At 64.6% G+C, this 26,639-nt stretch carries 28 protein-coding genes and 1 tRNA gene; 17 read left to right on the forward strand and 12 right to left on the reverse strand.

Translation table 11 applies throughout. The features are described from left to right. Positions 1–53 precede the first annotated feature (53 nt). Positions 54–2,423 (reverse strand): Orn/Lys/Arg decarboxylase N-terminal domain-containing protein, encoded by a 2,370-nt coding sequence (locus tag ACK4OE_RS05085; protein ID WP_409883480.1) that lies wholly within the window; start codon positions 2,421–2,423, stop codon positions 54–56. A 147-nt stretch (positions 2,424–2,570) separates the two neighbouring features. Between ACK4OE_RS05085 and ACK4OE_RS05090 the strand changes: the two genes are divergently transcribed. The 5 genes from ACK4OE_RS05090 to ACK4OE_RS05110 all read left to right on the forward strand — a co-directional run bounded on the left by ACK4OE_RS05090 (position 2,571) and on the right by ACK4OE_RS05110 (position 5,108). Continuing rightward, positions 2,571–2,996 (forward strand): NfeD family protein, encoded by a 426-nt coding sequence (locus ACK4OE_RS05090; protein ID WP_409883481.1) that lies wholly within the window; start codon positions 2,571–2,573, stop codon positions 2,994–2,996. Positions 2,997–3,049: 53 nt separating this feature from the next. Next, entirely contained in the window at positions 3,050–3,964 is a 915-nt protein-coding gene (locus tag ACK4OE_RS05095) for an SPFH domain-containing protein (RefSeq protein WP_409883482.1), read from the forward strand. A gap of 80 nt (positions 3,965–4,044) precedes the next feature. Further along, a tRNA-Ser gene (locus tag ACK4OE_RS05100) sits at positions 4,045–4,134 on the forward strand. A 245-nt stretch (positions 4,135–4,379) separates the two neighbouring features. Beyond that, positions 4,380–4,562 (forward strand): hypothetical protein, encoded by a 183-nt coding sequence (locus ACK4OE_RS05105; RefSeq protein ID WP_409883483.1) that lies wholly within the window; start codon positions 4,380–4,382, stop codon positions 4,560–4,562. 165 nt (positions 4,563–4,727) lie between these two features. Then, entirely contained in the window at positions 4,728–5,108 is a 381-nt protein-coding gene (locus ACK4OE_RS05110; RefSeq protein ID WP_409883484.1) for a hypothetical protein, read from the forward strand. A 54-nt stretch (positions 5,109–5,162) separates the two neighbouring features. Here the strand turns inward: ACK4OE_RS05110 and ACK4OE_RS05115 are convergent, their stop codons facing one another. The 4 genes from ACK4OE_RS05115 to ACK4OE_RS05130 all read right to left on the reverse strand — a co-directional run bounded on the left by ACK4OE_RS05115 (position 5,163) and on the right by ACK4OE_RS05130 (position 8,379). After that, a complete protein-coding gene (locus ACK4OE_RS05115; RefSeq protein WP_409883521.1) occupies positions 5,163–5,837 on the reverse strand; it encodes a hypothetical protein in 675 nt (224 codons plus the stop codon). 14 nt (positions 5,838–5,851) lie between these two features. Then, entirely contained in the window at positions 5,852–6,883 is a 1,032-nt protein-coding gene (locus ACK4OE_RS05120; protein WP_409883486.1) for an MlaD family protein, read from the reverse strand. Positions 6,884–6,946: 63 nt separating this feature from the next. Next, a complete protein-coding gene (locus ACK4OE_RS05125) occupies positions 6,947–7,747 on the reverse strand; it encodes an MlaE family ABC transporter permease (protein WP_409883487.1) in 801 nt (266 codons plus the stop codon). 167 nt (positions 7,748–7,914) lie between these two features. Next, positions 7,915–8,379, reverse strand: a complete 465-nt coding sequence (locus ACK4OE_RS05130; protein WP_409883488.1) for a Cd(II)/Pb(II)-responsive transcriptional regulator — start codon at positions 8,377–8,379, stop codon at positions 7,915–7,917. A 75-nt stretch (positions 8,380–8,454) separates the two neighbouring features. Between ACK4OE_RS05130 and ACK4OE_RS05135 the strand changes: the two genes are divergently transcribed. After that, entirely contained in the window at positions 8,455–9,102 is a 648-nt protein-coding gene (locus ACK4OE_RS05135) for a cation transporter (protein ID WP_409883489.1), read from the forward strand. Positions 9,103–9,133: 31 nt separating this feature from the next. Here ACK4OE_RS05135 and ACK4OE_RS05140 read toward each other — a convergent pair whose 3' ends face one another. Beyond that, positions 9,134–9,517, reverse strand: a complete 384-nt coding sequence (locus tag ACK4OE_RS05140) for a response regulator (protein WP_409883490.1) — start codon at positions 9,515–9,517, stop codon at positions 9,134–9,136. Positions 9,518–9,651: 134 nt separating this feature from the next. Between ACK4OE_RS05140 and ACK4OE_RS05145 the strand changes: the two genes are divergently transcribed. Next, on the forward strand, positions 9,652–9,930 hold the full coding sequence (locus ACK4OE_RS05145; RefSeq protein ID WP_409883491.1) for a hypothetical protein: 279 nt from the start codon (positions 9,652–9,654) through the stop codon (positions 9,928–9,930). 70 nt (positions 9,931–10,000) lie between these two features. On the opposite strand, the gene ACK4OE_RS05150 is transcribed toward ACK4OE_RS05145, so the two are convergent. From ACK4OE_RS05150 to ACK4OE_RS05165, 4 genes are read right to left on the reverse strand one after another with little or no spacing between them, the layout of a single operon-like run. Continuing rightward, complete coding sequence (locus ACK4OE_RS05150) at positions 10,001–10,606, reverse strand: DUF2894 domain-containing protein (protein WP_409883492.1); 606 nt, start codon at positions 10,604–10,606, stop codon at positions 10,001–10,003. Then, positions 10,603–11,262, reverse strand: a complete 660-nt coding sequence (locus tag ACK4OE_RS05155; protein WP_409883493.1) for an OmpA family protein — start codon at positions 11,260–11,262, stop codon at positions 10,603–10,605. Before ACK4OE_RS05155 ends, ACK4OE_RS05150 begins: the two co-directional genes overlap by 4 nt. After that, positions 11,262–13,682: a DUF802 domain-containing protein gene (locus ACK4OE_RS05160; RefSeq protein ID WP_409883494.1), complete on the reverse strand. Its 2,421-nt coding sequence runs from the start codon at positions 13,680–13,682 to the stop codon at positions 11,262–11,264. The genes ACK4OE_RS05155 and ACK4OE_RS05160 overlap by 1 nt, the downstream gene beginning before the upstream one ends. Continuing rightward, the gene (locus ACK4OE_RS05165) at positions 13,679–14,482 is read right to left on the reverse strand and encodes a DUF3348 family protein (protein ID WP_409883495.1); all 804 of its coding nucleotides are present in this window, start codon (positions 14,480–14,482) and stop codon (positions 13,679–13,681) included. Before ACK4OE_RS05165 ends, ACK4OE_RS05160 begins: the two co-directional genes overlap by 4 nt. A 320-nt stretch (positions 14,483–14,802) precedes the next feature. Here ACK4OE_RS05165 and ACK4OE_RS05170 point away from each other — a divergent pair, with 320 nt between their 5' ends. From ACK4OE_RS05170 to ACK4OE_RS05215, 10 genes are all read left to right on the forward strand, one after another. After that, a complete protein-coding gene (locus ACK4OE_RS05170; protein WP_409883496.1) occupies positions 14,803–15,465 on the forward strand; it encodes a YitT family protein in 663 nt (220 codons plus the stop codon). A 107-nt stretch (positions 15,466–15,572) separates the two neighbouring features. Continuing rightward, a complete protein-coding gene (locus ACK4OE_RS05175; RefSeq protein ID WP_409883497.1) occupies positions 15,573–16,058 on the forward strand; it encodes a hypothetical protein in 486 nt (161 codons plus the stop codon). Between the two features lie 304 nt (positions 16,059–16,362). Beyond that, entirely contained in the window at positions 16,363–16,824 is a 462-nt protein-coding gene (locus ACK4OE_RS05180; RefSeq protein ID WP_409883498.1) for a hypothetical protein, read from the forward strand. A gap of 187 nt (positions 16,825–17,011) precedes the next feature. After that, positions 17,012–17,368, forward strand: coding sequence for a hypothetical protein (locus ACK4OE_RS05185; protein WP_409883499.1), 357 nt, complete (start codon positions 17,012–17,014; stop codon positions 17,366–17,368). After that, a complete protein-coding gene (locus tag ACK4OE_RS05190; protein WP_409883500.1) occupies positions 17,365–18,789 on the forward strand; it encodes a TolC family protein in 1,425 nt (474 codons plus the stop codon). The genes ACK4OE_RS05185 and ACK4OE_RS05190 overlap by 4 nt, the downstream gene beginning before the upstream one ends. A 1-nt stretch (position 18,790) precedes the next feature. Further along, positions 18,791–20,173 carry a multicopper oxidase family protein gene (locus tag ACK4OE_RS05195; RefSeq protein WP_409883501.1) on the forward strand — a complete coding sequence of 461 codons (1,383 nt, stop codon included), beginning with the start codon at positions 18,791–18,793 and terminating at the stop codon, positions 20,171–20,173. 21 nt (positions 20,174–20,194) lie between these two features. Continuing rightward, complete coding sequence (locus ACK4OE_RS05200; protein ID WP_409883502.1) at positions 20,195–20,692, forward strand: plastocyanin/azurin family copper-binding protein; 498 nt, start codon at positions 20,195–20,197, stop codon at positions 20,690–20,692. A gap of 16 nt (positions 20,693–20,708) precedes the next feature. Beyond that, the gene (locus ACK4OE_RS05205) at positions 20,709–21,257 is read left to right on the forward strand and encodes a DUF411 domain-containing protein (protein WP_409883504.1); all 549 of its coding nucleotides are present in this window, start codon (positions 20,709–20,711) and stop codon (positions 21,255–21,257) included. Further along, positions 21,254–21,610, forward strand: coding sequence for a copper-binding protein (locus ACK4OE_RS05210; protein WP_409883505.1), 357 nt, complete (start codon positions 21,254–21,256; stop codon positions 21,608–21,610). The genes ACK4OE_RS05205 and ACK4OE_RS05210 overlap by 4 nt, the downstream gene beginning before the upstream one ends. Positions 21,611–21,676: 66 nt before the next feature. Beyond that, a complete protein-coding gene (locus ACK4OE_RS05215) occupies positions 21,677–22,684 on the forward strand; it encodes a P1 family peptidase (RefSeq protein WP_409883507.1) in 1,008 nt (335 codons plus the stop codon). Here ACK4OE_RS05215 and ACK4OE_RS05220 read toward each other — a convergent pair. Beyond that, the gene (locus ACK4OE_RS05220; protein ID WP_409883508.1) at positions 22,654–23,895 is read right to left on the reverse strand and encodes a PepSY-associated TM helix domain-containing protein; all 1,242 of its coding nucleotides are present in this window, start codon (positions 23,893–23,895) and stop codon (positions 22,654–22,656) included. The two genes, ACK4OE_RS05215 and ACK4OE_RS05220, sit on opposite strands and share 31 nt — an antisense overlap. 89 nt (positions 23,896–23,984) lie before the next feature. Next, positions 23,985–26,513, reverse strand: coding sequence for a TonB-dependent siderophore receptor (locus tag ACK4OE_RS05225; protein WP_409883509.1), 2,529 nt, complete (start codon positions 26,511–26,513; stop codon positions 23,985–23,987). Positions 26,514–26,639 lie beyond the last annotated feature (126 nt).

Below are 26,639 nucleotides of genomic sequence, written 5' to 3' on the forward strand. Positions count from 1 at the left end.
GGGACTTGGGACAGGGGCTCGTTTAAAGCACCCGCCAAATCCTGGGCACAACCTTAGACATTGCGGCCGTAAGGCCCGTCATCACCCACCTGCACCAGGTTTTTGGCCGTGGCCAAGGGCTTCGGATTTTTTTCGGGTTTGGCTCGCTCGGCCACACAGTCGGCGTAGTAGCGCACCTGCCCGTTTTCGTCTTCCACCTCGACCAGGCCGTGGATGTCGGTCTCGAAGCCCGGGCACAGCTTGGCGAACTCGCGGGCGAACTTGAGGTAGTCCACGATCTTCTTGTTGAACACCTCACCGGGGATCAGCAGCGGAATGCCCGGTGGATATGGCGTGACCAACCCCACGGTAATGCGGCCCTCGAGTTGGTCGATCTCCACGCGATCCGTCTGGCGGTGCGCGATGTGCGCATACGCATCCGATGGCTTCATGGCGGGCGTGAGGTCAGACAGGTACATCTCGGTCGTCAGACGCGCGATGTCGTACTTGGCATACATCTCATGAACGTGCTGGCAGAGGTCCTGCAAGCCCATGCGCTCGTAGCGCTTGTGCTGCTGGCAGAACTCGGGAAGGATGCGCCACATGGGCTGGTTCTTCTCGTAGTCGTCCTTGAACTGCTGCAGCGCAGTCAGCAACGTGTTCCAGCGGCCCTTGGTGATGCCGATGGTGAACATCACGAAGAAGCTGTACAGGCCCGTCTTCTCGACCACCACGCCGTGCTCGGCCAGGTACTTGGTGACGATGGACGCGGGGATACCGGTCTTGTCGAACTTGCCATCCAGGTTCAGGCCGGGGGTGACGATGGTCGACTTGATCGGATCCAGCATGTTGAAGCCGTCGGCCAGCTGGCCAAAGCCGTGCCACTTGGCGCCAGCCTTCTTGCTCTTGCTGTCGCTGCGGATGATCCAGTCTTCCGCACGGCCCATGCCTTCATCCACGAGCTTGTCGGGGCCCCAGACCTTGAACCACCAGTCCTTCTTGCCGAAGTCGTTTTCGATCTGGCGCATGGCGCGGCGGAAGTCGAGCGCCTCCAGGATGCTTTCCTCCACCAGCGCGGTGCCGCCGGGCGGCTCCATCATGGCAGCAGCCACGTCGCAGCTGGCGATGATGCTGTACTGCGGGCTGGTGCTGGTGTGCATCAGGTAGGCCTCGTTGAAGAGGTGGCGGTCCAGCTTGGTGGTCTGCGAGTCCTGCACCAGCACGTGGCTGGCCTGGCTGATACCAGCCAGAAGCTTGTGGATGGACTGCGTGGCATAGGTCACTGAGTGCTTGGGGCGCGTACGCTTCTTGCCCATGGCATGGTAGGTGCCATAGAAGGGGTGGAAGGCCGCGTGGGGCAGCCAGGCCTCGTCGAAGTGCAGGTTATCCACGTAGCCATCAAGCATGCTCTTGATGGTCTCTGTGTTGTAAAGAACGCCGTCGTAGGTGGACTGGGTGAGCGTAAGCACACGCGGCTTGACCTTCTTGGGGTCGACGCCCTTCAAAAGCGGGTTGGCCTTGATCTTGGCCTGAATTGCGGCAGGCTCGAACTCGCTTTGCGGGATGGGCCCGATGATGCCGAAGTGGTTGCGCGTGGGCTTCATGAACACGGGGATCGCGCCCGTCATGATGATGCTGTGCAGGATGGACTTGTGACAATTGCGGTCCACCACCACCACGTCGCCCGGCGCGACGGTGTGGTGCCACACCATCTTGTTGGATGTAGACGTGCCGTTGGTTACAAAGAAGCAGTGGTCGGCATTGAAGATACGCGCGGCATTGCGCTCCGATTCGCCAATGGCGCCGTTGTGGTCCAGCAGCTGGCCCAGCTCTTCCACCGCGTTGCACACGTCGGCGCGCAGCATGTTTTCACCATAGAACTGGTGGTACATCTGGCCCACGGGGCTCTTCAAAAACGCGACGCCTCCCGAATGGCCGGGGCAGTGCCAGCTGTACGAGCCGTCCTCTGCATAGTCGAGCAGCGCCTTGAAGAACGGGGGCTGCACGCTCTCCAGATAGCTCTTGGCCTCACGGATGATGTGGCGCGCCACGAATTCGGGGGTGTCCTCGAACATGTGGATGAACCCGTGCAGCTCGCGCAGGATGTCGTTGGGCAGGTGGCGGCTGGTCTTGGTCTCTCCGTGCACGTAAATAGGCACTTCGGTGTTCTTGCGACGCACCTCGCCGATGAAGTTGCGCAGGCTCAGAACAATGGGGTCGAGCCCGTCTCCGCCCGTGAACTCTTCATCGTCGATCGACAAAATAAAAGCGCTTGCACGGCTTTGCTGCTGGGCAAACTGCGACAGGTCACCGTAGCTGGTGACGCCGACCACCTCAAAGCCCTCGGCCTCAATGGCCTGCGCCAGCGCACGAATGCCCAGGCCCGATGTGTTCTCTGAACGATAGTCTTCATCGATGATGATGATGGGAAAGCGAAACTTCATGCGCAGCCTCCGTGCAACCGTGGCCTGCCCGGCCAAAAAACGAAATAGGCGCGAAGTGTAAGGAATAACCTTGACGCGCCTTTGAACTGCAACCCTTTTGACCCAGAATGTGGTGCGGTAAACACAACCATAACGAGGAGGTATGACATGGAGGAATCCACCATCTGGTGGCTGGCAGCGGGGGCCGTGGTCGCCACGGAGCTGCTAACCGGCACCTTTTACCTGCTCATGGTGGCCGTGGGACTGGTGGCCGCAGCGCTGGCCGCGCATTTAGGGCTGCCAATGACACTGCAAATCATCGCTGCGGCCATCGTTGGCGGCGGCGCTGTGGTGGCGTGGTATCTCGTCAAAAAACGGCGCCCGGGAGACCCTTCCGCCCGGGCAGACCGCAGCGTGAATCTGGATGTGGGCGAAACCATCATGATCGAAAGCTGGAACGCTGACGGCACCACCTCTGTGAAATACCGGGGAGCAACGTGGACTGCCATTCATCGCCCTGGCGTCACCCCATCAACCGGCATGCACCGCGTGGCAGAACTGGTAGGCAATCGCCTGCTGGTCGACCCTGTGTAAAGCGGGCTCCTGAATTTCACTCTCGCAACAGATTTACAAGAAAGTAGGCATCCATGGAAATCGCTATCGTCATTCTCATCATTGCCGGGATCTTCATAGCACGCTCCGTCAAGGTCGTTCCCCAGCAAAACGCTTGGGTCAAAGAACGGCTGGGCAAATATGCGGGCACGCTCACCCCGGGGCTTAATTTTCTGGTGCCTTTTGTCGACAAGGTCGCCTACAAACACAGCCTGAAAGAAATTCCGCTGGATGTACCCAGCCAGGTCTGTATCACGAGGGACAACACCCAACTGCAGGTTGACGGCATCCTCTACTTTCAGGTGACCGATCCCATGCGTGCCAGCTACGGCTCCAGCAACTACATCATGGCGGTGACACAGCTGGCCCAGACATCGTTGCGCTCCGTCATCGGCAAGCTGGAGCTGGACAAGACCTTTGAAGAGCGAGACATCATCAACGCCCAGGTTGTACAAGCCATCGACGAAGCCGCATTGAACTGGGGCGTGAAGGTGCTGCGCTACGAAATCAAAGACCTGACTCCGCCCAAAGAGATCCTGCACGCCATGCAGGCACAAATCACCGCAGAACGTGAAAAACGCGCGCTGATCGCAGCCTCCGAAGGCCGCCGCCAGGAGCAGATCAACATCGCCACGGGTGAACGCGAAGCTTTCATTGCCCGCTCCGAAGGTGAAAAGCAGGCCGTTATCAACAAGGCGCAGGGTGAGGCTGAATCCATCAAGGCCGTTGCCGAGGCCAATGCACAGGCCATCGAACGCGTGGCCTACGCCATCCGCCAGCCCGGGGGCGAGCAGGCCGTACAACTCAAGGTCGCCGAAAAAGCCGTGGAAGCGTACAGCCAGGTAGCTGCAGACTCGAACACCACCCTCATCGTGCCCAGCAACATGACCGAGGTGTCGGCGCTCATCGGATCGGCTATGAAAATGGTGCAGGCGCAAAAAGTAGTTTGACCCCCGAACCTGGCGTTTTTTGCACCGAATTGCGCTGACCGCCAAATCGACGTTTTCGTATGGCTATAATCGAGGGCTTCGGAGAGGTGGATGAGCGGTTTAAGTCGCACGCCTGGAAAGCGTGTGTGGGCTAATCCCCACCGCGGGTTCGAATCCCGCCCTCTCCGCCAGTTAGCAAGCTTTCACTTCCAACGAAAGCACCCCCACAAAACCCGCACCATCAACAGTGCGGGTTTTTTGTTTTTGGCACGTGTTTTCCGAAACCGCAACCAACCGTAACAGCAGGCCAAACAGCAGCGGTATCGCACTTGTCTGACAGACGGAACCGGGGCCTTTTGCTGAAATCTCACCCACCAGCCATTGAGGCTGACTGGGCGGTCATTGTGGCCCCCGCACCCTTTTTGAGGACTCCAGCATGAAACACCGTTCGTTGTCACCCCGAGCACGTGCGTTGGTTACCTTTCTTGGCACTGTGGTGCTGGCGCTGCTGGCTTCCATGGCGCTTTTAACCCCTGACGTTGCTGGTCCCGCAGTAGATTCTCTGACGGCGCTACCCAGTGGTTTGGATCAGATACTGCCCGTTGGGGCCTCTAAATAGGTCCCCCCATGGCCGCCCATCAAGGCGAGGCGACTGCAACGTTTAGCACCCAACACATTTCGCTGCGCCAAGTAAAACTGCAGCAGTAGCAAAAACCATAGCATCGGAGTACCATTCGGCGCTGCGCACCGACAGTTCGGTGCTATTCAGGAATGGAGGACGATCGTGACACCACGTTTTCGATACTCTGCGAACAGGCTGGATTCTTTTTCACCCTTTGTCCGCTCACTGGCTCTGACCACATTGGCTGCCGCGTTAGTCGGCTGCACCAGCCCACGCGATGTGGCGCTGGAAGAATTTGGCCGCTGGCACGACAACGCGCGCGCCCAGGCGCAGGCGGGAACCCTGGCCTGGAGCGAGCTCTACAAACAGAGCTTTGACCGGTTGACTGCCCTTCCCCCATCGATCCAGCAGGATACGCGGCTGGAAAATATCGTTCTGCTGCTGTCCACGGCTCGCAAATACGAAGCCAATGAAATCGATGCCCGGCAATTTGCCATGGAGCGCGAGCACATAGAGACCCAGTTGCAAGCTCGTCTGCGCTGAATGGCGGGTTGCGCTACATGCCCCACACAGGTTGAATCAGCCAGCACCGGGGCGCTACCGAACAGGCGAACCTTGCTCGGCAACGGCGATACGTCTGCGCAATGCGGTGGCGGCCTGCGCATCTCCGGCCGCCTCAGCCCTTTGCACCTGCAGCGTCAACCACGACATCAAAGGCCTGCGCCACCCCTGGGCCGATGCCGTATCGGTCGCTTCAGCGATGATCGTTGGATTGGCTTGCCCCGACTGGAACAGCACGCCGGCGGCTACCAGGCGCGACAGGGGGTCTTCCAGACCTGAAAGGGTCGCCACATTTCCCGCCGCTGCCACCTTGCGCTGCGCCTCCGGCAGCATCGGGGCTTGTTCCGGCTGCAAGCGCCCAACCAGATAGTCAGCATAGGCCCGCTCGGCCGGGGCGGCGTCGGCACGCAGCGACTCGAACCGCTCACACGGGCCCACCATCAGACTGGCAACCTGGGCAGCGCAGCGCAGCAGCTCCAGCCGCGCCAGAAGATCGGGACGGCCCGTGCGGGCCACCTCCGCTCGGGCGCGGTTCCATTCAAGCGCTTCAACACGGGCGTTGCCGGACAGATATGCCTCCACTGCCTTCTGTGAGGACGCTTGGGCATTCATCTGCCAGTCCGGCACCGGGGGCTTGCTGGAGCAGCCCATGATCAGCAGCAAGGAACCGCCCAGAACGGCCGCTCCCAACGATCGCCGTCCAAGAGTCATCCGTAATGATTGCTTCATGGCAACTTGAGCTCCGTGTCTCTTGCAAAGGGCCATTTGCGATTGATCTCGTTGACCAGGCTTTCCACCTTGCGCAAGTTGCTCTCTACCTCGGCACGCAGGGCTCCCAGGTCGGTGGTGGCCTCCCGTGCGTTGACACCGATGGCCTGGGCCTCGACCAGAACGGCGTCCACCTTTTTAAGGCTGGTACGGGTGTCTGCCAACAGCCCGTTGAGCTGCGCCACTGTGGCGCGCACCTCGGGCACCAGTGCGTCTTGGCTGCCTTCGCTGCCAAACACCTGGCGATCTGCACGTGCCGCCATGCCATCAAGCCGCGCGAGCAAGGCGTTGGTGCGCTCCAGCGTGGTCACAATTCTTTTGGCGTCGGCCTCGTTACCCATCAGCACACCCATCACACCACCCGGGCCGTTCAGGCGATCGGTGAGCGCCTGCACATTGGTCAGGCTGCTGCCCAGCGCGGCGTCTTGCGCGGTCAGCGCATTGAGGTTGGTCAGCAGCTCGCGCGCGGACGACATGAGCTGGGGAATCTCGGCGGTGGCGTCGCCGCGCAACACAGGACGCACTGCGCCGTCTTGCAGGGGCTCGTCCGTCAGCATGCCGGTATAGGCGCGGATATTGGTGCCGCCCACAATGCCACGCACCAGCGTGAACACGCTCGACTGGCGCAACCAGTGGGCGTCCTTGCGAGGGACGTCGACCAGGATGCGCGCGTTGCCTTCATCGGCCAACTCGATGCGGCGCACACGGCCGATGGGAAAGCCCGAAAAGGTCATATCCATACCGACGACCACGCCTTCGGAGTCATCGGCAGTGAGGATGAGCGTTTGCGTGGGCTCGAACGCCCCGCGCGCGTACAACAGGTACAGCCCCGACCCGACGATGAGCGCCAGCGTGAACAGCAGCAGTGCTGCGGCCTTGATCTCCAGATAGGCCACCGGGCGCAAGGTTTCCACCGGAGGCAGTTCGCCCGCAGCTGGTGGGCCTGGTGGCGGCGTGCTGCCGTGGCTGTCGTTGTTTTTATTGGTCATAGGCAACGGTCAGGGTCATCGATTGGTTTTGCGTGGAACACGGCTGGCGTGTGGCCGACCGCATCAGTAGTAGTTACCCATGAGCGAGGCCACCTCGATCAACAGCAGCACGGCAAACATCCGGGCAAGGCCTCCCAGTTCAGAGTCGGGCTGGGAGCGCTCGCCCGTGTCGTGCAAACCAGCCGCCATGGGAATCAGCGCAACCGCCAGGCTGAAGAACACGGTCTTGAGCGCAAACACCATGGTCACGCTGGGCGAAAACACCTGTCCAAACATGCGCGTATAGCTAGGCAGCCCCGCCAGGTTGAAGCCGTACACACCCAGATAAGCCAGCACCAGCGCCACCACACAGCTGAGGGCTGCCAAGGTGATGCTGGCAAACACCCCGGCGATGACACGGGGCAGCAGCTCGACCCGAACCGGGTCGGACCCGTGGCGGCGCAGTTGCTCGAACCGGCCCGACTGGCGCAGCCGCGACATCTGCGTGCCATTGGGGATGGTGCAGCGCATGGCCACAAACAAGGCTGCCGTCAGCGGGATCAGCTCCAGCACCAGCACGCGGATCACCATCTCCAGCGCGTAGCGCGACAAGCCATAGCTCAGCGCTGTGACCACCACGATGCGGGTGAGCACCAGACTGATCAGCGCCGCCAACACCGTAAACCCGAGCAGCACGGGGGCCGTGTCCAGGTACAGATGACGCGCCAGCGCTTTGCGCGTGCCCTTGCCGTAGCTGGACGGCGACAGCACCAGCACCAACACCACGGCACCCAGGTACAGGATGCGCCACCACGCCACCGCCCAGCGCCGCACCGTGTTCAGCACACGTTCGGGCAGAGAGAAGCCGGGCAAGCGCGAAATCATGGTCGGATCATAGCGGCGCATGTTTGGCACGGCCCAAAAGTCACAGGGCACGAAAATTAAGGTTTTTTTGGCCTCTAGCGCTTATCCATAAAGCGTTAGAAGCTATCAAATCAGGAGTTACCAACACCCGTGAGAAACATGTCCTCACACCCGTGCTGCAATGGGCGTCAGACATGGCGCTTGCCGGGCCCGGTGCTGGCGGACGCCGCCCAAGGCTGTGCATCGGCGCGCGCGTGCAGCGCCTCGATGATGTGGCAATGCGCGTCCGACCCGTCGCAGCGACCGCGCAGCGCCAGCAGGTCGGCCTCCAGCGCCTGCAGTTCTGCCAGGCGGGCGCGCACATGCTGCAGGTGATCGTCCAACGTATCACGCGCTGCATCGCAGTCTTCCTTGCGGCTCCAGTCCAGTGCCAGCAGCGTGCGCACCTCGTCCAGCGACATGTCCATGGCGCGGCACAGGCGCACAAAACGCAGGCGGTGCACATCCGTGGCGGTGTACATGCGGTAGCTGTTGTCACTGCGCGCGCCAGGGGCCAGCAGGCCTTCTTTTTCGTAGTAGCGGATGTTGGCGGCGGAAACGCCAGACTGCAGCGCTGCCTCACCAATGCGGTACTGCGCAGTGTTTTGCGACATGGGCTTGACCTTCAAGTGACTTTAAGGTTTCAAATCATGCCATCGCTTTGAAAACCCTGACTGGAGAAGAACCCGATGTCTGCCCATTGCCAACACGATCACGACAATCACGGCGCCCCGGCCAGCGCCGACCCACGCTACCGCCGCATCCTGTGGGTGGCGCTGATTGTCAATGCGGCCATGTTTGCGGTCGAATTGGGTGCGGGTTTGCAGTCCGGCTCCGCATCGCTGCTGGCCGATGCCATCGACTTTCTGGGCGACGCAGCCAACTATGCGTTGTCGCTGTGGGTGTTGGGCATGGCCCTCACATGGCGGGCGCGCGCCGCCCTGGTCAAAGGGGTCAGCATGCTGGCGTTCGGCGTGTTCGTGGTGGGCCGCGTGGTCTGGGGTGCCTGGCACGGTGTGGCCCCCGAGCCCTTGACCATGGGCACCATAGGCCTGCTGGCCCTGGCGGCGAATCTTGGAGTGGCCGTGCTGCTGTATGCGTACCGCGAGGGCGATGCCAACATGCGTGGCGTGTGGCTTTGCACCCGCAACGACGCGCTGGGCAACATCGCGGTGATGGGCGCAGCGCTGGGCGTGTTTGGCACCGGAAGCGCCTGGCCCGATCTGGCCGTGGCAGCCATCATGGCGTGGCTTGCCATTGCGGGGGGTACCAGTGTGATCCGACAGGCACGCCAGGAATTGGCCAGCGAATCACAACCTCTGCCGCACGTGCGCTGAGCCAGCGCACACGCTGACGTCCCCTGACCGGTCAACGTCGCAACGCGACGCACCGGTCAAAAAATGCCTCCAGCTCGGTCGACTTGTCATACACCCCGTCCGCACCCAGTTGCTCGCACCTGCGACGCATGTCGGCCGTGGCGTAGTTGGTCAACACATAGACATGCTGGATTGGCGACCGAGGTAGCGACATTTGTCGCAACGCCTGGAGGACCTCAAGTCCCGAACCTTCCCGCAAGAACAGGTCCACCACGATCAACTGCCATTTGCCAGCCCATTGGTCCAGCGCCTCTTTGGCCTCCGTGGCGGTGGTAGCAATGGCGACCACTCGCGCGTCGGCCAACTCAGCCAGTGCGGGCACCAGGGTGTCCTGAATGGTCTTGCTGTCTTCGACAAGGATGGTATTGAGAGGCATCGTGGGGAGCCGGATGTTCCGTTCGTTGTGATGCTGCCTACAATCTACGCTACAGACCGAATGCGGCATGTAGGCCGTTGCGCCGCTTGGTGGCGGTAGCGAACGTTGATTCCACAACCCTATAGAGTTCGACCATGCCCAGCAACACCCCACAGACTTCATCCGCGGATATGGCCGAGATCCTGAATCAGAATCTGGAGACCGCTGAACAGATCAAGGCCACTGCCAACGAACTGGACGTTGTGCATGCGGTGCTCGCTACCCAGATACCGTCAGATGCGCTCAAGGGTGATCTGCAATCAGCCGTGGAGCGTACCGACCAGTTGGAACAGAAACTGCAGGAAACCGCCGAGGCGCTTGAAAAGTCGAATGAGCAGCTTCAGCGCCACCTGGCCGAAGAGTCGGACAAGTGAATCTGCGCCGCTTGGCTTGTGATCACACCCAGTCACGCCGCTGACGCGCCCGGCAAGCCGTTGACCGCAATCAGGACTTTGCTCGACCCGAACGCCCCTGGCGCGCAGCTGGCGCACGCGCAGGTTTGGCATTCACCGCCTCCAGCCACAACAGGGAATCCATCTGCGACATGAAACGCCGCAGGTAGTCTGGCGACAGCGTTCGCATCAGGCTGAGTGAGCGGAGCATGAGCTTGTGAGAATTAAGCGGCCCCGCGTTCTCAGGCCCTCGGTGCAAGGCCTGCACCACCTGCTGGTCTGCAGAGATCTTTGACCAGACCTCGCTGAACTGCCGCACGCTCTTCATGTCAGATACGTTGGCACTGTCGCTAAGGAGCACGTCGTCAGCCTCGGTCTGAGTGCGGGCGCTGAGATCCCGGTTCAACTCAGCCAGCGGGGATCCGATCGATGGCCTCTTGCCCTCGGTACCAACCGCAACCCCCACCGGAGCACAGGCCCGTCTGGCGCGCTCGGCATATTCGTTTACTGCCGCGTTCAGCCGCAATGCCAACACCTGTTGCACGGCGGGTGGCTGTGTCTGCAAACGCAGGGACAGCACCTCCAGGTAGTGAAAACGCACAGCGTCATGTTCATGAGCCCCAAGCTCCCGCAGCGACTCCAGCGTCGGCTCATTCATCGCGCGGCTTTTGTCTTTGCATTGGACGCCTTGGGCACGGGCGCCATCTCGACCCGCCGGTTCTGCGCGCGGCCCGCTTCGTCCGCGTTGTCGGCCACAGGCTGCTCGGCCCCGAAGGCGGCGGCAAACACCTGCGAAGACGGCATGCCCTCGTCAATCAATGCACGGGTCACCGTAAGTGCCCGCTGGGCCGACAGCTCCAGGTTGTCGGCAAAGCGCTGGTGCGTGCCGCGCAGCAAGGTGGTGTTGTCGGTAAAACCGCTCACCATCAGCATTTCGTCGCGCTCCCGCAGGTACACCGCCAACGGCTGCACCAGGCTTTGAAGAAGCTGGCGGCCTTCGGGTCGAAGCTGGTCGGAGCCCGCTGCAAACAGCACGCTGCCACTGATGCCGATGCGGCCGTCGTTCACCGTCACCCGGCCACTGGCCAGCGGAATAGCCAGGGCCTTCTCCAGCGCCATTCGGCGCTGCTCTTCCATCTGGCGCTTTTCCACCTCTTGCTTGAGGCTGGCAACCAAGTCGATCTGCACCACCAGCACACCGACCAGTATCAGCACAAACGCGCCCAGCAGACCCGACATGAGGTCGCCAAACACGGCCCACGCCGGGGCTGTCTGCTCAGTAGCATCATCAAAGGTGTCGTCCGCACCCGCCATCACGCGGCCACCTCTTGCGCCGACGATTTGCCATGCAGGCGGCGCAGGTCTTCCACAATGCCCTGCTGCGAGCTGATGCTCAGGTCGATCACCTCGCGGGCCTGGGCCACGTAGTAGGCCAGTTGCTCGTCGCTGCGGCTCATCGACTGGCAGATGGCACCCTCGATGCCCTGCAGGCTCTCCATGAGTTTTTCGTTGCTGGCGCTGAATAGCCCCACGCCATGACTGAACGATTCACCCAGGCTGGCCAGTTCCACCGCGCTGGCGGCCACGTGCGCGGCCACTTCGTCCACCTTGCCGGCCTGCGCGCCAAGCGACTGGGCAAACTGCGCCCCGGCCTGTTCTAAAACCTGGCTGGCCGATGCCACCAGGGAATCAATCGCACTGCGCTGCTGCACGGCGGCGTTGCTGACGGACTCCAGCAACGACCCTACCTGCTCCATCATGGCGGTGCGCTCTGCCAGCGCAAGGTTGTCGCGTTCGCTCAGCCGCGTCATTTCGTGGCGCAGCTGGGTGATGACCTCGGCCGCAGCCTGCGGCACATCCGAAGCCGTCTGCAGCAGCCGCGTGAGCGGTGCTTCCAGTGCCGACCCCAGTGTGGCAAGGTGCTGCGCCACGGCGGCCTGGAGCGTGTCGAGCCGATCTACCGCAGCCTGGCCACGCACCGCCTCTGCGTCGCGCAGGGCCACCAGCTCGGTGCGCCAAACGCCCGTCAAGTCGTCCATGCGCTGTCCCTGGGCCTGCACCCACTGCGCCTCCGCCTCCAGGCGTGCGCGCAGCAACGCGTCCGACTGCTCCATCAGCGCAGTGGCACCGCCCAAGGTGCGCGTTACCTGCCCGGTCAACTGCTCGGTCACCTGCGCGGCTGTGGACTCCAGTGCATTGCATACGCTCTGATGCCGGGCCGCCGCGTGTTCACCAGCGCATTTCAACTCGTCGGCCAGTGTGGTGGTCATTGCCTCCATCGATCGGGCCCAACCCTGCACCCGCTCCTGGTCAGCCACGCGCTGGGCGGTGTGCGACTGAGTCACCGTCTCTTGCAACGCCGTCAGCAGCGCATCAGAACGCTGGCCAAACGATTGCGCAGCGGTCTGCAAGGTGCCTGCAAGCTGCGTTGCGGTGGTTTGCAGCGCCTTGCTCACATCCCGCTGCTGCGCCACGGCCTCAGCGCCTGCGCGCTGCCACTCGGCGGTCAGGGAGCGGGCCATGCCGTCCATCGACTGGTTCCAGCCTTCCAGGCGCTGCTGGTCGGCAACAACCTGGGCAGTACGGGATTGCACCGCGGACTCGCTCAACGCAGCCACCAGAGCGCTGGAGCGCTGGTCAAACGCCTGGGTGACGGTCTGCAGCGCGCCGTCGAGCTTCTCAACCAAGGCGCTGTGCGTGTGCGCTTGGCCGTGCAGCGCGGTGGTCCATGTATCAGCCACCTGCCGGACAGTGCCCTCCCAGTGGCCCGAGAGCGCCTGCATCTGGCCATCGGTGGCTTCGCGCAAGCGCTCGTGTGATTTCTGGGCCTCCTGCGCCAGCGTGGCCATGGCCTGCTCGACCACCGGGCGAATCGCCTCACCCGCCTGTCGGGCGCTGGCGCCCAGGCTGTCCTGCAGCGATGTGCCCACGGCGCTGGCCAGCTGTGTGTACGCCGCAGCGGCTTCGCGATGAAACCCTTGTTGCTGCGCCAACAGCTGTTCACCAAGTTGCTCATTGCGGCGCTCCAGCCCCTCCACAAGTCCGTTCAGGCGCTCAGCAATGAGCGGCATCGCATGGGCCTGGGCTTGCAGAGCCTGCAGCATTTCGTCGCGCCTGTGCGCGGATGAAAACGCCCGGAACACTGTCGGAACGCGCGCGTCGAGCAAGCGCACAGCCTCCAGTCGCTGGCGGCGGCTCATGGCCGACAGCAGGCCCAGCGCGGCGGAAGCCGCCACACCAGCCACCGACGTGCCAAACGACAAACCCAGGCCCTTGATGGGGGCCGCGAGTGCCGCGCGGATCGACTCCAGGTTGGACGAGGCCTCGAGCGCAAACACGGCACCCTTGAAGGTGATCACCATGCCCAAAAACGTACCCAACATACCCAGCATGACCAGCAGCCCCACCAGATAGGGTGTGAGCGCCGGACCTGGCAAGACCACGCGTTCGCCCTCGATGCGCTGGCGTACCGGGTTGCGCAGCGAAGGCGCCAGCCTGTTCAGCCACTCCCCCATGTCCGCCAGCGGGCCAGGTGTTGGGTCGGCCAGTGCACTCGCCAAAGACGCTGTGGCAGCGCGAAACTGCATCAGCTCATACGCACCCAGCACATACACCCCGCCTATCACCACCGTCATCGCCAACGCAAGCGGGCTTGAACCCACAAAACCCCAACCCACCCAGCCCACGACCGCAAGGCCCATGGCAAAGACGACCGTCATCACACTCTTGTTCATTCCTGTAGTCCTGTGTTCTCTTGCTGGGCTGCGTCCAGCAGTCCCGTGATCGGCTGAAGACGCACCTGCAACTCTGCGAGCAGCAACGCCTGTAAATCTTGTTCAAACGCCCACAACCAGCCGCCCGGCTGACGCCAGCGCAGGGGTTCATCGGCGGCGCCACTGGCCTGCAACCGCTGCTGGTGCTTATGTTGCCGGTGCACAAAGCGCCGCTCCAACTGACCAGGCAGTGATGCCCACATGCGCTGCTCGCGGGCTCCAAGCATCTGCTCCATGACGGCGTCCAGCGTCACCAGTTGCCTGAGGGCGACCGAGCCCTTGGTCAGCGCATGCCGCATCTGCGCCCGCAACGCCAGCAGACGGGTATCCATTTGCCTTTGCAGATCGAGATATCGGGGCCCATGGGCAGAAAAATCAGCCTCGGCCTGCGGGTCTGGCGCTTGCGCCGAGGTGTTGTCGGCCCGCGCACGCAAGGGCTTTGCGGGCGCAATCCCGGCGGTGAGCAGCGCGGTCAACTCGGTCTTGGTCTTTTCAAAAAACCTCTCGACAGCGCGCACGTCAAGTGGCGCGCCGGGGTGCTCTCCGGAAGCTGGTTCATGGGGCAAGGCCTCAATCGCGTGCAACGCGCGGCTGAGCTTGACGGCATCCACAGGGCCCAGCCACTGGCTCAGCTGCTCGGCCACATCGGGCTGGGCAGGCGGCTGCGCTGCGGTTGGCCCCGCCCGCGCGCCATCGTCCCGCGCCCATTGCTGGAGCAGAACAACAAGTCTGGAGCTGTTGAGTCGATGGTGCAGAATCATCCGGTGGAGGCCATTCACTGTGCTGGCAGCGCGCCTGGGCATGGATCCAGAGGGCGCTTGCATCAGGGAACAGGTCCCCAGTGGGCAAAGCCCGCTATTTTCGCAGGAACGCGAAGGCAGTCAGGTGCAAGTGCCCCGGCGTTGCAGGTGTTACACCTGTCTTAAGGGATCAGGGATCAAAAACGGACCGTGGCCTTTCTTGATGGGCGACAAGAGAGGCACAGGACTTGCGTGCTCCAATTCCGCCGATTCCCCCGATCCCTTAATTCCCTCTCGCTGGCGCGTTCTCGTCAGTATCTTCACGCACTTCGCCTTACGCCATGTCCAGCTCGCCCATCGCTCCTGCGCCCCATCCGGCACCGGTTGCCCCACCTGCCGCCGCACCCGTGGCCACCCCGCACACGCTGACAGAAGACGCGGTGGCCATCTTCACCGGGGTACTTTTGATTTCGGTAGGGGTTGCGTTTTTTACCAACGCCGGGCTGCTGACGGGAGGAACAGCAGGGCTGGCGTTTTTGCTGCACTACGCCACCGGCATCGGCTTTGGCAAGATTTTCTTCTTCGTCAATCTGCCGTTTTACTGGCTGGCTCTGCGCAAGTTGGGACGCGCGTTCACCGTGAAAACATTCATTGCAGTGCTGCTGCTGTCGCTGCTCACAGAGCTGCAGTCGCAGTTTCTGCAGTTTGCGCAGTTGCAGCCGCTGTATGCCGCCATTGCGGGCGGACTGATCACGGGCACGGGGTTTTTGGTGCTGTTCAGGCATCGCTGCAGCCTAGGAGGCGTGGGCATTGCTGCGCTGTATCTGCAGGACCGCTATGGATGGCGCGCCGGAAAGATTCAGATGGCTGTCGATTGCTGCATCGTGCTGCTGGCGCTGTGGACGGTGGACCCCCTGCGCGTGGCATGGTCCATCGCGGGGGCTGTCGCGCTCAACTTGGTACTGGCAATGAACCACCGGCCCGGGCGGTACATGGGAACGTAGGCAGACGGGCGCAGAACCGGATCGCGGCCATTCTCGTTGAGACCCGCCAAAGTCGCTACGCCACATAAAATCGCGCCTCCAACAGTTGTTTTCTCTCTGGAGTGGCCGTGGCCCAAGTCAATACCGTCCGTGATTTCGAGCAGTTCCAGAGCATCCTCAACACCAACGGTGTCCGTGATGCGTTGGGCTACCTGGTGCACCTCACGGACTACCGCTTCATCGGCATCTGGCGTTTTCAGGACGGCAAGGCCGATGCCGCCGTGCACTTTGACAAGGAAAACACGAACACGCTACGCGCCCAGGAAGTCGCAGACACCGCTACCTACTGCTGCTACGTGCGCGACAGCAAAGGCGTGTTCAAAACCGCCCATGCCCTGCTCGACGCACGCACAGAGGGCCACCCCGCCCGCGAGGCCGTGCCCGCCTACTGCGGCGTGCCCGTCATGGACTCCAGCGGCGTGCTGCTGGGCACCCTGTGCCACTACGACCTAGTACCGCGCGACCCTGAGCAAATCGACCTGGAGCTGATGTTTGCCGTGGCCAGCACACTAGCCCAAGGCGGGCACGTGCCGCCGTACCCCGCCGCGCACTGAGCCTGCACAGCGCAGCGCGACAGCCACAGACTGCACGGTACGCTTGGCCGCGTACTCGGCGCGACGAACGCGCTCCCTGTCGCAGCCAACCATGACGACATACCGACCTTTTCAATCGAACGATACAAAAAAGGCCCGTGGCACGCGCGTCCACCCCACGGGAGGGCAAGCACATTGACATGGTGGGGCTATACCCCGGTCGTAGCCCCGGTTCGGCGCAGGTTTGTCCTCCAATTGTCTGTCGCCGCACTCGTGCGATTCAAGTCGCAGTGGAACCTTGTGGCAGCCGCCTTATCATTCACCCATGCGTCGCGGCCTGTATTTCGTGTTGATGATGGTGCTGGTCCTTCGGGGTCTTGCCGGCACTGCCATGGCCGCCGGGGTTTTACCGCAGCTCTCCGCCTATGGCCCAGCCGAGCAGCATTGGGGGCCGCAAGGACAGCATGCACAGCCCAACCACCACGACAATGGTGCGCATACGGAGGCTGACGCTGCCAATTTGATGGGCACAGCCGCCGCAGAACATGCCAGCCACCATGGACTACAAGCAGCAACTGGCGCCTGTGACGACCCTGCCACGGGCTGCGCGGGGCATGACCACCACTCTGGCCCCTGCTCTGCCTGCGAAATCTGCCATTCAGCCATGCTGGACGCGCCCACCCAGACGGCGCTGGCGCCCTCAACACCAGGCAGCTTGCTAGCGCTCTTTGCCGCCCCGTTTGACAGTGCGCCCGCCGCACTGGTCATCAAACCACCCATCGCCTGATCTCCGACGCCCGAAGTGTGTCTGCCATGGCCTGAATGTCGCTGAACACAGCGAAATTTGGGCGGCAGCGCAATGCATTGTTCGTTTTCTGGAGATCGCCGTGCGCGCCCCTACACCCCTACTTTTTCCACCGTTGTCTCGGCTTTTGTGGCCAAGGCGGCTGGTTTGCCTTTCGCTGCTGACCCCTTTGCTATTGCAGGCCCAAGGCCTCGCCGCTGCGGATGCGGATGCGGATGCGGCCAACCCGGAAGCGGCCACCGTGCCGCTTGTTCACCACAGCCTGGCACCCCAGCCGCCCCTTGCCGAGGCATCGCCGTCCATCCAGTCCTGGAGCGATGGGCACAAGGCAGTGGCCGCCTTCCCGCGCGGCCATGCCGACATCGTGGCGTGGGAAGCCCGCCAGGGCGCCCAGGCCGCATCGCCCTCCACCGCCACAAGCCCGCACGCTCCCGCCGACCATGACATGCACAAAAGTAGCCATGGCAGCCACGGCAGCAAGCCTAAAAACCACAGCCATCATCCAGCCCAGGGAGTCAAACCATGAGCACGGTGCATCGTCTCTCCATGCTGGCTGCAGCTGCGCTGCTTGCGGGTTGCGCCAGTGTGTCGCCTGACGGCCTGCGCAGCGATGTAGCCGCACTCACGGCAGGCCGCACGGGCGGTACCGTGGCCGCGCTGCCTGCTGCGGACCCGGCCGCCCGCGCCGCTGCACAGCAGTCCATCCAGGATTGGCTGGCCCAGCCGCTGACGCAAGACGCTGCCGTGCGCATCGCCCTGCTCAACAACCCCGGCCTGCAAGGCCGCCTGGCTGCACTGGGCATGGCCGACGCCGAGCGCGTGCAGGCCATCACCCTGCCCAACCCGCACCTTGCGCTGGGCCGCTTCACCAACAGGCACGAGCGCGAAATCGAGCGCACCTTGGCCTTTGGGTTGATGGATCTCATCACCCTGCCCTGGCGCACCGCGCGGCAAGCCGAGCGCATGCAAGTTGCCACGCTGCAAGCCGCGCAGGACGTGGTGACGCTTGCCGCCGACACCCGCCGCGCCTGGCTGCGCGCCGCCGCCGCCGAGCAGGTGGCCGCCACGCATGACCGCATGGTCGAAGCCGCCGAGGCCGGGGCCGAGCTGGCCCGCCGCATGGTGCAGGTGGGCAACTGGAGCCGCCTGCAGCAGGCCCGCGAGCAGGCCGTGCTGCAAGAGGCCATCCGCCAGCGCGCCCGCGCCCGCCTGGCCGCAGCCAACGAACGCGAACAGCTCAACCGCCGCATGGGTGTGTGGGGGCTGCAGACGCAGTACCAGCTGGCCAACCAGCTGCCGCCCCTGCCCGCCACCGCCCTGCCTGCAGACGGCATCGAAGCCACCGCGCTGCGCGAGCGGTTGGACGTACAGGCGGCCCGCCGTCAGCTCGACACCCAGGCCACCCGCCAGGGCTGGAGCCGTGCGGGCGCCTTGTTTGGTGATATCGGACTGGCCTACAGCCGCAATACTGCGACCGAGCCGGGCGGCGGCCACCGCGAGATCACGCGCGGCTGGGAGATCGAGCTGCCCCTGCCACTGTTCGACTGGGGCGGCGCCGCACGCACCCGCGCCCAGGCCGAGGTGGAGCAAAGTGCCGCCCAGCTGCAAGACACCGCTGTGCGGGCCCGCAGCGAGGTACGCGCCGCCTGGCTCACCTACCGCACCGCGCTCGACCTGGCGCGCCAGCAGCAGGCCGAGGTCGTGCCCTTGCGCCAGCTCATCAGCGAAGAAACCACCCTGCGCTACAACGGCATGCTGGCCAGCGTGTGGGAGATGCTGGCCGAAGCCCGCAACAGCACCCAGGCCGTAGCCAACGCCATCGAAGCACAGCGCGACTTCTGGCTGGCCGAGACGGACTTGCAACTAGCCCTCACTGGCACATCGCCAGGCGCGCTGCAGGGCCTCACATCGGGCGCCGCTGCCTCCACCACCCCACAAGGCCACTGACATGAACCGCCGCAACTTTTTCTCCGGCGCGGCAACTGCCGTGGCCGCTGCCTCCGTCAGCCGCGTGGCCCTGGCCGCGCTGCCCGAGCCCGCCATGCAGACCAGCGCTGACACCGCGCCGCCGCTGCACCCGCCCACGGGCCGCCCCTACAACCCCGTGGTCACTTTGAATGGCTGGACCGCCCCCTGGCGCATGAACGCAGGCGTCAAGGAGTTCCACCTGGTGGCCGAGCCCGTGGTGCGCGAAGTGGCGCCCGGTTTCATGGTCAACATGTGGGGCTACAACGGCCAGAGCCCCGGCCCCACCATCGAGGTGGTCGAAGGCGACCGCGTGCGCATCTTCGTTACCAACCGCCTGCCCGAGCACACCACCATCCACTGGCACGGCCAGCGCCTGCCCAACGGCATGGACGGCGTGGGTGGGCTCAACCAGCCAGCGATTCCGGTGGGCAAAACCTTTGTGTACGAGTTCGAGGCACGGCGCCCCGGCACTTTCATGTATCACCCCCATGCCGATGAAATGGTGCAGATGGCCATGGGCATGATGGGCCTGTGGATCACCCACCCCAAGGGAAGCCACCCGCAGATTGCCAAGGTGCAGCGCGACTACGCGTTTTTGCTTAACGCCTTTGATGTGGAGCCCGGCAGCATGACCCCAAAAGTCAACACCATGCTGGACCACAACATCTGGTGCTGGAACAGCCGCGTGTTCCCCGCCATCAGCCCGCTGGTGGCGCGGCAGGGTGAGCGCGTGCGCATTCGCGTGGGCAACCTGACCATGACGAACCACCCGATTCACATCCACGGCCACGAATTCGAAGTGACCGGCACCGACGGCGGCCCTGTACCCAAAAGCGCGCGCTGGCCCGAGGTGACCACCGACGTGGCCGTGGGTCAAATGCGGCAAGTCGAGTTCATTGCCGACGAACTGGGCGACTGGGCGCTGCACTGCCACAAGAGCCACCACACCATGGGCGCCATGGGGCACGACGTGCCCACCATGATCGGCGTGGACCACCGGGGCCTGGTCGGCAAGATCCAGAAGATCGTGCCCGACTACATGGTGATGGGCGAGCGCGGCATGGCCGACATGGGCGCCATGGAGATGCCGCTGCCGGACAACACCTTCCCCATGATGACTGGCACCGGGCAGTTTGGCCCGCTGGAGATGGGCGGCATGTTCACCACGCTCAAAGTGCGCGCCGACCAGCCTGCGGGCGACTACCGCGACCCCGGCGACTTCAAGCAACCTGCGGGAACGGTGGCCTACGAATGGCAGGGCGCCCCCGCCAGCACACCACGCCCTGCGCGCGCCGACACCCCGGGCACCGCCCCCGGTGCCGCCAACGCACGCAAGCCCGCTGCCAGCGGCCACCAGCACTGAACCAACACATAGGCAAATACCATGAACACTATTAAATTGATAGCTGCTAGCGCTTTATGGATAAGCGCTAGCACCTCTTTTGGCCATGAAAACGCCCATCACACCGCATCGAACAGCCCGGTGGTCAAGGAGCAAAAGGACTGGGGCATTGCAGGTGACGCCAAGGCCGTGCGCCGCACCATCACCGTCCGCATGACCGACGACATGCGCTTTGCGCCGAACCACATCGAAGTGCGCGAGGGCGACACCGTGCGGCTGCGTGCCGAGAACAAGGGCAAGGTGCTGCACGAGATCGTGATCGGCACCAAGGCCGAGCTCGACCAGCACGCAGAGATGATGAAAAAGCACCCCGGCATGGAACACGACGAACCCTATATGGCCCACGTGGCGGCTGGCAAGACCGGCGACATCGTGTGGCACTTCAACCGCGCCGGGAGTTTTGACTTTGCCTGCCTGATCCCCGGCCACTACCAGGCGGGCATGACAGGAACTATCACCGTGCTGCCCCGCAACAAATAACGCAAGGAGAGACACCATGACCACCGTACGCCATCGCTCCGTATCCGCCGCAGCCAGCCCAGCCCGTCGCCAATGGCTCACCACCGCGCTGCCTTTGCTGGGCGCGGGTGTAGCCATCACCTTGCTACCGGGGCTGTCACGCGCAGCCACCAACACACCCACACCCAACCCCACACCACTGGAAGTTTGGAAAGACCCCAACTGCGGCTGCTGCCAGGACTGGGTGGACCACATGCAGGCCAACGGCTTCGCCGTGAAGGTGCACGACACCGGCAACAACGCGGTGCGCGCACGCCTGGGCCTGCCGCAAAAGTTGGGCTCGTGCCACACCGCGCTCGTCGGCGGCTATGTGGTGGAAGGCCATGTGCCTGCCAGCGATGTGCGCGCCCTGCTGCAGCAAAAGCCCAAGGCCCTGGGCCTGGCCGTGCCCGGCATGCCCGTGGGCTCGCCGGGCATGGACGGCCCTGCGTATGGCGACCGGCGTGACCCGTACGACGTGCTGCTGGTGGCGCGCGACGGCAGCACCCGCGTCTTCAAGAGCTACAACAAGAAGGCATCGACATGAGGTTCCTCTCCATCCCATTGACTGCCAGCCTGCTCATCCTGGGTGCAGGGCCCGCTCTGGCGCAAGCCCCCACCGCTGCAGCCTCCGATAGCCACAACAGCCACCATCCGGCCCCGTCGGCGACGCAAGCGGAACTGAGCGAAGGCGAGATCACCCGCTGGGACCTGCGCACTCTGCGCCTCACCCTGAAGCACGGCGAGATCAAGAACCTGGACATGCCGCCCATGACCATGGTGTTCCGCGTATCGGACGCCAGTGTGGTGGGTGACCTCAAGCCTGGTGACAAGGTGCGCTTTCAGGCAGAGCAGGTCAATGGCGCCTACCACGTCAAGCAGATCGAAAAAGCCCCGTGAGCACCCTGCCGGGCGGCTGATGTCACGCAAACAAAGCGCCCTGCACGGGCACCATAATCAACGACCATGAGTTCTCACCACCCACTGGCTGGCGACGCTGGCAGCATTACCCGCGTGGCCGGCATCGAGGTCGGCCACTTCACCGAAACCCGACGCCCCACGGGCTGCACCGTCATCATCACCCGCGAAGGCGCCGTGGCGGGCGTCGATGTGCGGGGGGCCGCCCCCGGCACGCGCGAGACGGACCTGCTCCACCCTTCCAACCTGGTGGACCAGGTGCACGCCATCGTGCTGGCCGGGGGCAGCGCCTGGGGACTGGATGCCGCCACCGGCGCCGTGCGCTGGCTCGAAGAGCGCAACGTAGGCTTTGACGTGGCCGTGGGCCGCCTGCCCATCGTGCCCGCCGCCGTGCTGTTCGACCTGCTGGTGGGCGACATGCGCATCCGCCCCGACGCTGCGGCGGGCTATGCAGCGTGCGATGCGGCATCCACCGCCGACCCCGCCGAAGGCAATGTGGGCGCAGGCACCGGTGCGGCACTGGGCAAGATCTTCGGCATCCAGCGCGCGATGAAGGGCGGCATCGGCACCGCCTCCGTCACCGTGGATGGCGTCACGGTCGGAGCCCTGATTGCCTGCAACGCGCTGGGTGATGTGATCGACCCCGATACCGCCCAGGTGATTGCCGGAGCCCGCACCGACGACGGCCTGCGTTTGCGCGACACGCGCCGCGCCCTGCTGCGCGGCGAACCGCCCCAGCCTCTGCTGGCGGGCACCAATACCACCATCGGCGTGGTGGCCACCGACGCCGTCATCACCAAGGTGCAGGCCCACCGCCTGGCCGTGGCCGCACACGATGGCCTGGCGCGCAGCATCAACCCGGTGCACACCATGTCGGACGGCGACACACTCTTCAGCCTGGGCACTGGCCGCGCGGGCAAAAGCCTGGGCATGATGGTGCTGGCGACGATGGCGGCCGAGGCCACGGCCATTGCCACGGCGCGCGCGGCTCGGGCGGCGCGGTCCATCACCACGGCCGAGGGACTTTATCTGCCTTCGGCGGCAGACCTGGCATAGGCCGCGCCAACCTGGCCTGGCGATGCGGTTGCTGTGGGCAGGCGCCTGCGGGCCGAGCGGCGGGTCAGCCACAGCACCACGCCCGTCACGCTCAGCACCGTCACAGCCACGCCCAGCAGCGTGACCACCACGCGGCCTGGCACCCCTGCAATGCGCCCGGAGTGCAGCGGAAACTGCAGCCGCATGAACAGATCGCCCGCCGAGCCCTCGCCCGGCACCCGCTGGCCCACCAGGGCACCGGTGTCGCCATCAAAGTACAGGCGCGGCGGCCCCAGGCCGGGGCGGCTGATGCCGGGTACATAAAAATCCACCCCATACAGACCAAACGCAGCGCGGTAGCTGAGGAACCCCGGCGGGTCGGGCCAGCCCCGGCGAAGGCCTTCGGCGCGGGCGGCTTCCACCACAGCTTCACGCGCCACAGTAGCGGGCTGTGCTTGCTCCAGCGCACTGCGGCGCGGGCGCTCGTCAAAGGGGCTCGGGCTGGTGCGGGAGAACAGGTTGACCACCGGCTCCATCACTTCGTCATGGAGATTCATGGCCACCGAGGTAACAGCCAGCACCAGCATCAGCGCCCAGGTCCACACGCCGCCCGAGCGGTGCAGGTCAAAGTTGATCACCTGGCCGCCGCGCGACCAGCGAAACGCCAGCGACTTGCGCCACGCCGCCCAGCGGGGAAACGACAGCCACAGCGCGATGAAGCAGTCCAGCGTCCATAGCAGCGCCACCGCGCCCAGGAACCACACGCCCCAGTCTACCCCCCAGGCGCGCGGCAGGAACAGCGTGTAGTGCAGCTTGTAGAGAAACGGGACGATGTCCTCCCGCGCGAGCGAAGCCCTGCCCCACAGGCGCGTGCCCTGAACCACCGCCGTGGCCGGGTGCAGGGCCATCTGGTCGAAATCCAGTGGATATGGCTGCCCCGTGGCGGGGTCCAGGCGCGGCTCGACCATGACCACCAGCGTCTGGCCCGGGGGCGCGGCCAGCGGCAGGTAGCTCACGCGCAACAGCGGGTGCGCGGCCTCCACGCGCCGCGCGATCTCGGTGGCAGGCAGCGCATCGCCAGCGAATGGCGCTACCCGGTGAAACGTGGGGTTGAGCCAGCGGTCCAGCTCATGCTCCCACGCAATGACGGAGCCCGTGAGCCCCGCGACGGCCAGGAACACCGCCATGAACAGGCCGGCCCAGCGGTGCAGATGTACCAGCAGCTTGCGCATGGTGCGTGTGGGAGTGGATGGGCAACGGTGCTACCAGCGCGGCAGGCGCCATGCCCGCCGCGCCGGTGCACGCACCTTCCCACCAAGGATCAGAACCGGTACGCAGCCGCCACGCGCACTTCGCGGCCAAAGCCCAGGGCGCAGAACTGCGCCCCACCCCGGAAGGTGTTGCACTGGGTCTTGTAGCGCTTGTCTGCCAGGTTGGTCACGTTGAGCGACAGGCGCCAGGCGCCCACGTCGTAGGCGGCCATGGCATCGAACAGGGTGTAGCTGTCGTTCATGGGCAGCGGACCAGTGGCCACGCGCAGCTCGCCCGGCGTGGCACTGATGTGGCGCGCTCCCAGAGCCAGCTCCAGCGGGCCGCGCTGGTACTTGCCCCACAGCGACGCCACGTGCTCGGGCGTGGCGCCAGGGCGCTCGCCCACTTCGAGCGGGTTGTTGCTGCGCGTGACCTTGGCGTTCAGGTACGTGTACGCACCGATCACCGAGAAGCCCCCGGCCACATCGCCCGAGCCCTGCAGCTCCAGCCCGCGGCTGCGCACTTCACCGGTCTGCACGTCAAAGCGCGGGTTGATGGTGGACGGCGTGCGAACGTTGCGCTTGCGCAGGTCGAACACGGCAGCGCTCAGCGTGTAGCCCGCGTTGGGCGGTGCATAACGCACGCCCAACTCGGCCTGCTTGGCGGTTTCGGGTTCGTAAGGCGTGCCGTTGGCGTCCACCGCCGTCACTGTGGTGAGCGGCGGCTGAAACGCGGTGTTGAAGCTCACGTACGGCGCCAGTCCGTTGGGCGCCAGGTAGACGGCCCCGGCGCGGCCGGTGAAGGCGTTGTCGCGCCGGTCCACGAGGGTGGTGGTGAAGGCGCTGCTGTCCGTCAGCCGCGCGTCATAGGCCGTGTCGATGTGGGCCGTGTCGTAGCGCCCCCCCAGGCTGAACACCCAGCGCTCGCCCAGCTTGATCTGGTCCTGCAGGTACAGGCCCACCTGCGTGTTGCGGGCCAGGGCACGGTCGCTCAAAAAGTTGTTGCCCCAGTCTGGCTGCACATACACGGGGTTCACCAGGTCGATGGGGGCGACAGCGCCGTTCAGCGAATGGATGCGCCAGTCGAGCTTGGAGTGATAGTAGTCAAGCCCCGCCAGCAGCTGATGCGACACATTGCCGCTCTTCAAGCGCGCCTCCAGGTGCGTATCCACCACCAGGGTCTTCTCAGCGTCGGGCCGCACCATGGCCAGGCGGGCCATGCTGCGCTGGTCGGCCAGCAGCCCCCGGTTGCGCATCTCCAGGCGGTGGTTGCTGCCGTCCAGATAGCGCAGGTTGTGGCGCAGCGTGAGGGTGTCGCTGAAGCTGTGTTCCAGCAGGTAGCCCAACGAGTAGGCGCGTTTGTGGTGGCCCGACCCGGGGCCGTTCACGTTGATGCGCTCGTTGGCAGGGCCCGCAGGCGTGTCGCGGTAGTACGGAATGATGTAGCCGGTGTCGTCGTCTTGGTAGTGCGCCAGCAGCGTAAGGCTGGTGCGGTCGCCCAGCAGCGTGAGTGCGGGGGCCACATAGGTGCGGTCGGCGCGCAGGTCGTCCCACTGCGTGCCAGCCTCTCGCTTGAGCACGGTGAGGCGGCCCAGCAAGGTGCCTTGCTCGTTGAGCGCTCCGCCAATGTCGGCCGTCATCTGGCGGCGGGTGTGGCTGCCCAGCTCCAGCCCCACTTCGCGCTGCATGTCGGCGCGCGGGCGTTTGGTCACCGCGTTGATGAGGCCGCCCGGCGCCGACTGGCCGTACAGCACCGACGCGGGGCCGTGCACCACCTCCAACCGCTCCAGACCGTAGGGCTCCAGGTTGGTCATGAAACCGTTGTGGATGAGGCGCATGCCGTCGCGGTACAGCCCCGTGCCGGTGAGGTAGAAGCCACGCACCGACACGTCGTCGTCGGTGATGCCGTAGTCCGCCGGGCGCACGCCCGCGCTGTAGCGCACGGCCTCGGCCACGCTGGAAATGGCCTGGTCGCGGATCTGCTCCGCGCCGATGGTGGAGACCTGCTGCGGGGTTTCGAGCACCGGCACATCCATCTTGGTGGCGCTGGCGCTGCGGGTGGCGCGGTAGCCTGCCACGGGGCCGGCGGCGGCCTCGCGTTCGGCGGTCACGCGCACGGCGGGCAGCTGCCCATCAGACGCCGCAGCGGCGCGCCCTGCAGCGCCGGCGGCGGGTGTTACCGTGGCTGTGCGGCGCAGCGTATAGCCGCCGCCACTGCGTGGAACAGCCTCCAGGCCGGTGCCTTGCAGCAGGCGGGCAAAGCCCTCTTCTACCGGCATGTGGCCCTTCAGGCCGCTGCTGCTGTGCAGGCCTTCGGTGAGCGCGGGGTCAAACGACAGCGTGACCCCCGCCGCGCCCGCAAAACGCGAGAGCACGGGGCCCAGCGGACCGGCAGGAATATCGTAGGCACGCGCTGCCGATGCTGCTGTTGCAGCAGCAGGCGTGGCTGTGCCGCCCTGGGCGAGGGCCTGGGGCGCAGCGGCGGCCACGGCCAGCGCGACACACAGCGCCTGGGTGGCGCGGGCCAGCGGGTGAGTGAACAGAACTGGTGTCTGGGCCTGGTCAGGCTGAAGCAGCTTGCGGTGCGAAAGGTGCGCCATGCGCGATCTCCTCGGGTGCGGGTCGGTCAAAGAAAAAGGCAGAAAACAATGCGTTCCTACCCTTGCCGCACAGGTTCGCAAAAGGGGACACAACCCGCACCAGGCATCCCATGAATGGGATGGGTA

This window comes from Acidovorax sp. (assembly GCF_046314175.1).
Classification (GTDB): domain Bacteria; phylum Pseudomonadota; class Gammaproteobacteria; order Burkholderiales; family Burkholderiaceae_C; genus Acidovorax.